Origin of the sequence: Pseudomonas sp. G5001 (assembly GCF_013385475.1) — a bacterium.
Lineage (GTDB): Bacteria > Pseudomonadota > Gammaproteobacteria > Pseudomonadales > Pseudomonadaceae > Aquipseudomonas.
On sequence record NZ_JACAPZ010000062.1, the window covers coordinates 1 to 10,428 of the forward strand.

Annotated in this window: 9 protein-coding genes; 7 read left to right on the forward strand and 2 right to left on the reverse strand. The window is 63.0% G+C overall.

The genetic code is table 11. The features are described from left to right. Nucleotides 1-232: 232 nt before the first annotated feature. Both HX805_RS31625 and HX805_RS31630 read right to left on the reverse strand, forming a co-directional pair. The gene (locus tag HX805_RS31625; RefSeq protein WP_177023013.1) at nucleotides 233-685 is read right to left on the reverse strand and encodes a winged helix-turn-helix domain-containing protein; all 453 of its coding nucleotides are present in this window, start codon (nucleotides 683-685) and stop codon (nucleotides 233-235) included. 72 nt (nucleotides 686-757) lie between these two features. Continuing rightward, complete coding sequence (locus HX805_RS31630) at nucleotides 758-3,976, reverse strand: type III effector HrpK domain-containing protein (protein ID WP_177117633.1); 3,219 nt, start codon at nucleotides 3,974-3,976, stop codon at nucleotides 758-760. Nucleotides 3,977-4,539: 563 nt separating this feature from the next. On the opposite strand from HX805_RS31630, the gene HX805_RS31635 reads away from it, so the two are divergent. From HX805_RS31635 to HX805_RS31665, 7 genes are all read left to right on the forward strand, one after another. Then, nucleotides 4,540-4,701 (forward strand): hypothetical protein, encoded by a 162-nt coding sequence (locus HX805_RS31635; protein ID WP_003207273.1) that lies wholly within the window; start codon nucleotides 4,540-4,542, stop codon nucleotides 4,699-4,701. Nucleotides 4,702-4,816: 115 nt separating this feature from the next. Then, entirely contained in the window at nucleotides 4,817-5,710 is an 894-nt protein-coding gene (locus tag HX805_RS31640) for an FHA domain-containing protein (RefSeq protein WP_177117634.1), read from the forward strand. 28 nt (nucleotides 5,711-5,738) lie between these two features. Continuing rightward, a complete protein-coding gene (locus HX805_RS31645) occupies nucleotides 5,739-6,095 on the forward strand; it encodes a hypothetical protein (RefSeq protein WP_003207269.1) in 357 nt (118 codons plus the stop codon). Next, nucleotides 6,095-6,430, forward strand: coding sequence for a lipopolysaccharide assembly protein LapB (locus tag HX805_RS31650; RefSeq protein ID WP_003207267.1), 336 nt, complete (start codon nucleotides 6,095-6,097; stop codon nucleotides 6,428-6,430). The genes HX805_RS31645 and HX805_RS31650 overlap by 1 nt, the downstream gene beginning before the upstream one ends. Next, the gene (sctV, locus tag HX805_RS31655) at nucleotides 6,427-8,565 is read left to right on the forward strand and encodes a type III secretion system export apparatus subunit SctV (protein WP_008433174.1); all 2,139 of its coding nucleotides are present in this window, start codon (nucleotides 6,427-6,429) and stop codon (nucleotides 8,563-8,565) included. The genes HX805_RS31650 and sctV overlap by 4 nt, the downstream gene beginning before the upstream one ends. Beyond that, the gene (locus tag HX805_RS31660) at nucleotides 8,562-9,842 is read left to right on the forward strand and encodes a type II and III secretion system protein family protein (protein WP_008433173.1); all 1,281 of its coding nucleotides are present in this window, start codon (nucleotides 8,562-8,564) and stop codon (nucleotides 9,840-9,842) included. The genes sctV and HX805_RS31660 overlap by 4 nt, the downstream gene beginning before the upstream one ends. Nucleotides 9,843-9,856: 14 nt before the next feature. After that, the gene (locus tag HX805_RS31665) at nucleotides 9,857-10,237 is read left to right on the forward strand and encodes a hypothetical protein (RefSeq protein WP_003207261.1); all 381 of its coding nucleotides are present in this window, start codon (nucleotides 9,857-9,859) and stop codon (nucleotides 10,235-10,237) included. Nucleotides 10,238-10,428 lie beyond the last annotated feature (191 nt).

Genomic DNA, 10,428 nt, shown 5'->3' on the forward strand with positions numbered 1-10,428 from the left:
GGGTAACCCGGCAGGACGCCGGGTTAGCCGTCCTGGGCCAGGGATGGCCCATGACGGCGGCCCACGGTCCAAAGCCGGAGTGAGGGCACACCGAGCCTAAGCGAGGTGCCGAGTGGTGGGGCAAGAGCGTTTTGCTTACTTTTGCGCTTTTCAAAAGTGAGCCGCTGTAAGAGCGGAACCGATATAAGCCATCACCCAAATAATGGATATGCCCCCGATCCAAATCCCCCCCTCAACTGTTAAGCCTCTCCTGCCGCACGCCGTGCATCGGCCTCACCTCATCCCCCAAACAACGCCGACAACTATAAACCCCCAACACCACCGGCTTTTTCTGCGCCCCACGCTCAACCCAGGTCGGCGCAACAAACCGATACCCCTGGCCCGTCGCCGTCGCGATATACACCGAATCATCATCCCCCAACGCCCGGCGGATCGCCTTGATCTGCGCCCGCAGGTTGCACTCTTCCACCACCAACCGTGGCCAGGCGATGTCCAGCAATTGGGTCTTCTCCAACAGCTCACCAGGCCGCGAAGCGAGGGCAATCAGCAACGTCAGGGCCCGACTGCCCAGGCTCACCGGCTCACCGTTTTTCAGCAGCAGATGACGTCGGGGCAGCAGTTGATAAGGGCCAAAATGGATTTCAATAGCGCTGTCTTCAAGGTGGCCGCGGTGTGAATACGTCATGTGATTAACCTTTGTGCATGTTCAAAAACACAACCTCGCGCGGCTCCCTTCGCGCAAGGCTGCAAGGGAAGGTCAGGTGTTGATCGCCGGGATCGGGTCTTCAGGATAATCACCCGGCTCCGTAGGCCCGCCAGTCAACCCGTATTGCTTGAGCACCGGCGCAAGCTGGCCATAGAACGCGTCCTGCGCCTTGCCATGGGCATCAGCCAGGGAGAAGGGCAGGAACGCGCTGCCGATCCCGCCAAGGATCGCCGTAGCCCCGCCGAGGATCCCGCTGATGGTCCCGGCCACCGCGCCGATTTCCGTGGCCCCGTACAACCCGGCCCCGGCTTCCACCAACCCGGCCACCGCCGCACCCGTACCCAGCACGCCGGTGGCAACCGAGAAACTGCCGCTCAAGTAGTCGCCTTTTTTCAACGAGTCGACACCGCCAATCACCCCGATCACACCGCCGATAATCCCGCCCGCCGAGCCAATGATCTTGCCGGCCGCGCCGAGGTTGGCGATTTGCTGCGGGCTCAACGGGCCCTTGCCCACCGGTACCTTGCCGGGGAAGTCACCAATGGTGCCGCCATCCGGGCGGTTGACCCAGGTGATACCGTAACCCGCTTCCTTGGCGTATTTGGTGCCGCCCTCCATCAACAGCCCGGCAAATTGCAGCCCGGCGGATACCCGGTTCGCGTCCGCCACCGGCGTGTTGCTGCCGCTGGCCGAACGGGCCATCAGCACGCCGCTCATCAGTACTGCACTGCCGATGTGCAGCAGGCCTTGCTTGAATGCCGGGCTGACGTCGCCGAACTTCATGCCTTCGATGGCCTTGGGCAGTGCGTCGGCGATCTTGTTGCCCTGGCGCCCGATGTCCCATACCGAACGCAGCATCGACACCACTTGCGCCGGGTCGATCTTGCCGCCATCCGAGGTGACGAACATCTCTGGATCTTTTTGCTGGGCGTCGTTGATCGCGGCAGTGACCTTGGCTTCGTCGAAGTTGCCCTTGCCGTCCCCCAGGGTGATGTTCAGGGTGTCGGTGGTGGCGCCGCCGAGCAGGGCGTCGCCAAGGGCTTCGTTGAAATTCACCTGCAAGGTGGCGGCGTCATCCGCCGAGGCCTTGTCGCCGAGGAAGGCCTGGGCCGAGGCCGTGCTGGCGGCGAAGCTGCTGGCCGCCACGGTGGGGTCCATACCGCCGGCCACCGCGTCGGTAAAGGCCTTGCCGGTCACCAGTTGGTTTTTGTAGTACTGCTGGATGTTGTCGCTTTGCCCGGCCTTGTCGGCGATGCCGGTCAGGTCCACATGGCCGTTGCCCCCCAGCGCCAGGTTGGCGATGGTCGTATCGTTGGCCGCGTTTTGCAGGCCCATGCCCATGTCGATCTGCTTGCCGTTCTGGTCCTTGGCGTTGAGATTGTCGGTGAGGTTTTTGCCGGTCTCGATGTCGTCGGTGTAGTAGTTCTGCATCGCGACTTTCATCGCCGGGTTGCTGTCGACGATGTCGGCCAGTGCCGGGCCGCGATTGTTTTGCAGGAAGCCTTGCACGTCCGGGTCGGCCGAGAGGGTTTCGATGCCGCTTTGCAGCTGTGCCTTGATTTTGTCTTCGTTGGGGTTCAGGCCGTAGTGGGGCGAGGTGTACTTGTCCATCAACCCGGCGTGGGGCACGTAGTCGCTGACCAGCAGGCGGGTTTGTGCATCGGTCAACTGCACCAGCACCGCGGCTTTCTGTTCGCCGCTGTAGTTCTGCGGGTTGGCCAGGATGTCGGCGGTCAGGCCCGAGGTGTCGACGCCGGCGACCGCATCACGAGTGGCGGCCCCGTCGAGGAAGGTCAGGGTGTCGCTGTCGGTTTTCGGCGCCTGTTTTTCCAGCCAGGCGCCGATGTTGTCGCGGGTGCCGATGCCGTCCGACTTGCCGGTGGCGGGGTTGTCGCCGCCGGTTTCCAGGGCGTGGAACATCCCGGGTCTGGACCACATGGCCGCTGCGCCGGTCAGCTCGGTGCTCAGGGCCGAATCGCTGCCCAAGGCTTGCAGGTTGTCGCTGCGCAGCATGCCGTCGTTGCTGCGCTGGTTGGCGTCACCGGGGCGCATCGCCGGACCTGCGCCAGCGGCCAGGCTCTCATTGGCCATCAGGATTGCCGCCGACTTGGCATTCGCCTTGGCCAGGTCACCGGGTTTGCTGCCGAGGAAACTGCCATAGGATTTCGACGCGGCGCCGAGGTCCTTGCCGGCGTTGTCGATGAAATGGTCGACATCGGAATGGGTGATCACATTGTCGGCCTTGCCACGCCCGCCGGTATCCAGCGCGGCCATCAGGCTCGGGCTGCTGGCCACGTACTTGAGTACGGCCTGAGCCTCGGGGGGGAGTGTCGTGGGTGGGTTGGCGAAGTCGATCGGCGCGCCATGCAGGCCCCAGGCGTCCCAGTTTTGCGAGAGCAATTGCGCGGCCGCCTTGGGCCGGTTCAGGTCGAGTTCTTCCTTGGTCGGCGTGCCGCTGGTGTTGCCGGTGATGGTGTCCCAGTCCTTGGCACCCGACACGCCAAACGATGAGGTGTCGATCCAGGACGTGTCCGAGGCGCCCGCCGCGCCGGTGCTGCCGGCATACAGTTTGGCCACCTGGTCGTACAGCGCGGGGGTGATGTCCTGGGACACGATCACCTTGTCGCCCGACGCCGTGGTATAGCGAATCAGGCCCGGGCCGACTTCTTCGGGCGGGCCGATATTCGCTGCCGGGTCCATGGTTTCCATGGGGCCGGCCAGGCGGTAGCCCTCGGCCTGGTTGGCATTGATCGCAAAGAGCTTGGCCGAGTCGCCGCTGACCTGGGCGAACAGCGCGGGTGTTTCCTTCTGGCTGACCACGATTTTGTCGCCGGCACTGGTCTCGTAGCGGATCAGTCCCGGGCCCAATTCGGTGGTACTGCCGATCGCCTTGTAGTTGCCCAGGCCAGGCGCCACGGTGCTGGCGTCTGCCTCCTTGTAGCCGGCGCCTTTGCTGTCGGCCAGATTCTTCTCAAGGGTCGCGTCGCTTTGCTGTGCGTTGTACTGGTTGACCAATTGCTCAAACAGCCTGGGGTTGTCGATCTGCTTGAGGGTCACCGGTTTGTCGCTGCCCAGCGGGGTGTAGGTGATGCTGTTGTTCACCGGTGCCTGCACGTTCTGGTACGGCAGCGGAATGGACGGCCCGCGGATTTTCGAGGGGTCGAATACCGGCTTGTCGACGGCGGTGAACAGGGCTTTTTCGAACGTGCTCCGGGAGCCATCCGGGCCTTTGTTGTCGGCAGGGTCAAGGCGATTCGGGATCGCAGTCATAGATCACCTGGAAGTTGTTTTATATCAGTCGATATTTAGTGCAAGTGCACTAACTGGGGCGGGCGAAAGTTGCGAAGTGTTATTGGGTTAACCCGCGCCGAGCTATCAAACGCGATGATCAAGTCGGTTTTGTTACAAATGGAAATATCTGCAAAGTTGGGCAAATGGCTATTAGTTAAAAGTGTGAAGTTGTCGGATTTATTTTCTGGAATTGTTGAGTGATCAACGTTTTTACCCAAGGGTAACGGGCTCGTAAATTGTTCGAGTTGGTTCGTTTTTCAGGTTGTGCCCCCGTAAACATTGGGTCTCGTCGTGTATTGGTTTTTTAACAAAAGTTCCACGCCCGCGCGGCGATGAGATTTTCTCAACGGCACGTTGAGCCGGATTTTTCACAGCACCTGCCATGAACGTTTCACAAGCTTTCACAGCGAAGGCGTTTTGTTCGTGAGTAGTATGGTTCCCATGCAAACCGACGGCTGCATGGCCAACTCACTGTCTGACGCTGGGAGTTTGTTTCGGTTTGCATGCGGCTTAACTTCCCTATCGATGCAAGGAGATTGAACATGGCTACTACTCCACCAGTAAGTGCAGGCGGCGCCGACGACGCTATCGCGAAGATGGAAGCAACTTTCAACATGGCCATCGAGAAGTCGGCCAAGATCACCGAGATCAGCACCGCGAAAAAAGCAGAGCTCGACGCCACCAAACAGCGTCCGCAGAACTGATTCGCCATGCGGGCAGCGCCGGCGCTGCCCGTATACCTGCCTTACCCCGTTGCACCGTTGTTGATCGGCACAGGCGTCGTTGCGGCCTGTGATTCTCAAGGGGGCAAACCCAACCATGACAGCCTTGATTTCCCTGGGCCTGCCCGCCGCGAACGGCGCGCCGACCCTGCTTGTGACCCACGGTTTGCACCAGGGCAGTTCCCTGATGCTCGACCAGCCGGTCTACACCCTTGGCGCCGCCCTGGCGGCCGACCTCCAGCTCAGCGATCCCGGGATTGCCGAGTTGCACCTGCGCCTGCGTTTTGAAGGGCCCCAGGTGGCCGTCGAGGCCCTCGGCGGCGATGTACTGATCACCGGCACTGCCGGCGATATCCGTATTCCCCTAGGCAGCGGCCATCGCGCGCGGCTGCCGCTGCAACTGCGTATCGGCACGGCGGGTGTGAGCCTGGCGCTGCCGGGCAGCCCTGAAAAAACGCCTGCGACGACACGCACATTAACGCCCTGGATCATCGCCACCGCGTTGCTCTTTGTGTGCGCTGGCGCCCTGGCATTTCGCAACGATCCACCGCAAGCGCAAACCGTAATGCCGGTTGCCGAAACAACCGCAGCCAAGCCTTCCCGTGCCGAGGCCAAGGCCTGGTTCGAAGGGCAATTGCAGGCCGCCCACCTGGACGCCGTGAAGGTCAACGACATCGATGGCCAACTCAACGCCGTCGGCTCCTTTGAGCGCGCGCAAAAGCCTCAATGGGTCGCCCTGCAACAAGCCTTCGACCAGCGTTACGGCCAGCAGATCGTGCTTAACCCGCGGGTTGCCGTGCGTGCAGATGCGGCCCGGCCACGGGTGCGCTTTCAAGCCGTGTGGTTCGGCGCCAACCCCTACGTGATCAATGACAGCGGCAAGCGCCTGTACCCCGGCGCGGCCCTGGCGGACAACTGGGTACTGGAGCGCATCGAGAACAACCAGGTGATCCTCGCCCGTGGCGAAGAACGCTTCACCTTCACCCTATGACGCTGCTTTTTTCAGCTAAGGCCCCGGGATGAAAGTCGAACCCCGTCCGTTGATTCCCAGTGACGTGCGCAGCGCGCCGGTCGAGGCGATCCGCCCGGTCAACTCGCGCCAGGCCACGGCTTTCGAAGCGTTGCTGAAAACCCGCAAGGTCCAGTCCCGCCGCTCCCTGCGCAGTGACCTGGAAGAACTCACCAGCGCCGCCGGCGTCGACTCGCTGCTGTTCGGCAGCGCACGTTCCCTGGAACTGCTGGAACACGTGATGCAGCACCTGTTGCCGAACCTCGACGCCGAGCCGCAGATCAAGGCGCTGGCCCATGACCTGATCAGCGAGGAAATCGAGATGCGCCGCACCCTCGAACAACAACGCTCGGAGGTCCAGGCCTGATGCCCCGGGACAACGACGACGCGGTGCAATTGCTCAAGGGCATTGGCGAGCTGTACCGGCGCAACGGCCAGTCCCAGCGCGCGCTGGTGATGTTGCTGATTGCCGTGAGTGTCGCGCCCGACGATGGCCTGCTGCTGCGCTCGCTGGTGCTGGCGTTCACCGACAGCGGCGACTTCACCCGCGCACTCGCGGCCCTGGATCGGCTGGTCGCGCTGGAGGGTGAGTCTGCCAGCCTGTTGCTGCTGCGTGCCCGGGCGCTGTGGTACGGCGAACGCAAGGACGAAGCGCGCCAGTGCTTCAAACGCTACCTCGCTGCACGGAGAGCCGCGCCATGAACCTGCTCAATCGCCTGAACGGCATCGCGCGCATGGCCGCCCAGCGTACCGACGTGATCATCGTCGCGTTCATGCTGATGGCGATCGTGATGATGATCATCCCGCTGCCTACCTACCTGGTGGACATGCTGATCGGCTTGAACATCGCCCTGAGCATCCTGATCCTGATCGTGGCGTTCTACATCGGCCACTCGGTGGAATTCTCCGCGCTGCCGCCGCTGATCCTGCTCAGCACCTTGTTTCGCCTGTCGCTTTCGATCACCACCACCCGCTTGATTCTGCTGCACGGCGACGCCGGCCATATCGTCAAGGCCTTCGGTGACTTCGTGATTGCCGGCCAGGTGGTGGTGGGCATGGTGGTGTTCCTGATCATCACCGTGGCGCAGTTCGTGGTGATCACCAAGGGCGCCGAGCGGGTCGCGGAAGTGGCGGCGCGCTTCACCCTGGATGCGATGCCCGGCAAACAGATGAGCATCGACAACGACCTGCGCAACGGCGATATCGACCAGGCCGAAGCCCGCCGCCGGCGCTCACGCCTGGAGCGCGAGAGCCAGATGTTCGGCGCGATGGACGGGGCGATGAAGTTCGTCAAGGGCGATGCGATTGCCGGGTTGGTGATCCTCGCGGTCAACCTGCTGGGCGGCATGCTGATCGGCATGATCGAGCGCGACATGGCCTTCGGCGCGGCGGTGCACACCTATTCGCTGCTGACCGTGGGCGACGGTTTGATCGCACAGATCCCGGCGCTGCTTATCTCGGTAGCGGCGGGCACCGTGGTGACGCGGGTCAACAGCGACGGCGAAGCGGGTGACCTCGGCAGCGAGATTCTCAAGCAGTTGGGTGCCAGCTACCGCGCCCTCGGTTTGACCGCATTGATCATGGTGGGCGTCAGCGTGATACCGGGCTTTCCGACCTGGGTGTTCCTCGGGTTGTCGCTGGTGTTCGGTGGTGCGGCCTTCGTGATGTACCGCCGTCATACCCGTGAAAACCAGGTAGAGCCTGAAGCACTGGTCGAGACCCTGGAACCGGTGGTTGAAGTGCAGGCCGAGCAGGATTATGGCGTGGCCCCCGACACTCGGGTATTGCTGACCCTCGGCAGTGCGTTGGCCCTCAGCGCCCCGCGCCAGCTACTGAGCCAACGCATCGAAGCGCTGTGTCACGACATTCGCAGCGACCTCGGCGTCGATATGCCGGTGCCGGGCATTCACATGGACGCCAAGGCCACGCCGGGCAGCTACCGCGTGTCACTGGAAGGCGTACCCGTCAGCGAAGGCGAGATGCCGATCAACTGCCTGCTGTTGCAGGACGATCCGGTGCATGTGCAGTTGCTGGACATCGCCACCCTGCAAGCCGATTCGCCCCTCAACGGTCGTGCCGCGCACTGGATCGAGCGTCAGCACGAAGACGCGTTGCGCAACGCCGGCATCGGTTTCCTGCTGCCGGACGAAGTCCTGCGTGGCGTGCTGGAACGCAGCCTGCGCCGCTATGCCGCGGACTTCCTCGGCATCCAGGAAACCCGGCTGCTGCTCGAACGCACCGAAGCCACCTACGGCGAACTGGTCAAGGAAGCCCTGCGCCTGGTGCCGTTGCAGCGGGTGGCCGAGACCCTGCGCCTGCTGGTGGGCGAGGGCGTGTCGATCCGCAATCAGCGGGCCTTGCTCGAAGCCATGGTGGAGTGGGGCGCGCGGGAAACCGATGCCGGCCGCCTGGCCGAACACCTGCGTGCAGGGTTGGCGCGGCAGATCAGCCATCAGTACGCCGACCGCAATCGGGTGATTGGCGCCCTGGTGCTGGCGCCGGGATTGGAAGACCAGTTGCGTGCGTCTCTGCGTCGCCAGGAGCCCAGCCGTGAAGTGATCCCCGAGGAAGTCAACCGCGCGTTGCTCGCCCAACTGCGCCAGGCCTGCGACAAAACCACTGAAGCCAACAGTGCGGTATTGCTGGTGCACCCGGAACTGCGCCGCAGCCTGCGGCGCCTGGTACTGCGCGGTGAGCTGGAGCTGGCGGTGTTGTCGTTTCGCGAACTGGCCACCGAATACAACCTGCAAGCGCTGGTGACCATCAGCCTTACCGATATCTCCAACCGCCGTGCACCTGCCGCGGCTTCCGTCACTTCCCTGGCGTCTGCCTCATGATCCGTTTTTGTCTGCTGTTGCTGACGTTGACCTCGTTTTTCTGCAGTGCCCAGGACATCGCCAACGGTGCCCAGGGGTCTATCAACCTGGCCTCCGGTGAAGGCCGGATCCTGCATTTTGTGGCCCCGGTGGAGTCGGTACTGGTGGCCGAGCCGGGGATTGCCGACCTGCAAGTGGTGTCGCCCGGGGTGATCTATATCTTCGGCAAGGCGCCGGGCAATACCAGCCTGATTGCCCTCGGCAGCGACGGCAAACAGCTTGCCAGCCTGAGCCTGGCGGTCAGCAGCGCGACCCAGGCAGTGACCGCGCCGATGCAGGAATTGCATCCCGGCAATGGCGCGCAGATCAGCGGTGCCGGTAACCGATTGATCGCCAAGGGCACGGTGCGTTCGGTTGGAGAAGCGACGGATTTGAATGCCTTGCTCAACCCACAGGGCCAGGGCTTCCAGAGCGCGGTCAACACCACTGAGTACGCCGGTGCAGCCCAGGTCAACTTGCGTGTGCGCTTCGCTGAAGTGTCCCGCTCGGAACTGCTGCATTACGGGGTTAACTGGAACGCCATGTTCAGCAACGGCACGTTCTCCTTTGGCCTGATCACCGGCGGACCGCTGGCAGCCGCCACCGCCGGTGGCCTGGCGGCGGCGGGCAGCGGCTCGGGCAATACCAATATCGACGGCATGCTCGACGCGTTGCAGGCCAACGGGATCCTGCAAATCCTGGCCGAGCCGAACATCACCGCCATGACCGGGCAAACCGCGAGCTTCCTGGCGGGCGGCGAAGTGGCGATCCCGGTGCCGGTGAATCGGGACCTGGTGGGGATCGAATACAAGTCGTTCGGCGTGTCGCTGCTGTTCAACCCGACGCTGCTGCCCAACGGCCGGATCGCCCTGCAAGTGCGCCCTGAGGTCAGCAGTGTGGTGAGTGGCGGCACGGTGGATTTCGGCAATTTCCATGTGCCGTCGTTCAGCGTGCGCCGCGCCGATACGCGGGTGGAAGTGGGCAGCGGGCAGACGTTTGCGATTGCCGGGTTGTTCCAGCGTGAGAGCAGCCAGGACATCGAGAAGCTGCCGTTGCTGGGGGACTTGCCGATCCTGGGCAACCTGTTTCGCTCCAAGCGTTTTCAGCGCAATGAAACCGAATTGGTGATTTTGATTACGCCGTACCTGGTGGAGCCGGTGCGCAGTCGCACCCTGGCCACGCCGCTGGATGCACAGCCTGCGACCGCCGCAGCGGCGGGGCCGCGCAGTGGTGGGGCGTTTGGTTTCTACATGAATTGATGAGGGGGCATGGCATGAAAGTTTCGCGTTTGTTGATGTGTTTGCCCCTGTTGGTGGTGGGCTGCAAGACGCATCTGGCGCCGGTGTATTACTCGCCGCAGTATCAGGCGGACGGGGTGCCAAGCCAGTGCCAGCAGCCGCCGGCCAAGGACGAGATTGGACTGGACGAGGATTTCAAGGCGACCTTGCCGTTGGGCTGCGCCAACAATCTGAATTTGATGCAGATGGTGGAGCAGCGCCAGGATTTGAATCAGGGGCGGGCGACGGGGCCTGCGATGGCGGCGCCGGTTGGGCGGGCGGCGCAGGTGTATATCGAGGGGTTTGATCGGGAGCAGTTGCAGCGGCGTCAGGCTCAGCAAGAGGCCAAGGCGGGCGCTCCGGGAGCGGAGCAATGAACCTGCGTTCACATGTCCTCTGTGGGAGCTGGCTTGCCTGCGATAGCGGTATTCCAGGCCCAGCAGATCCATCTGTAACACCACCATCCAAATGTGGGAGCGGGCTTGCTCGCGAAAGCGGACTGGTAGGCGACCGGGATCTTGAAGCTTACCGCGTACATATCCGTTCCTGCGGTAACGGCCACTTAGGG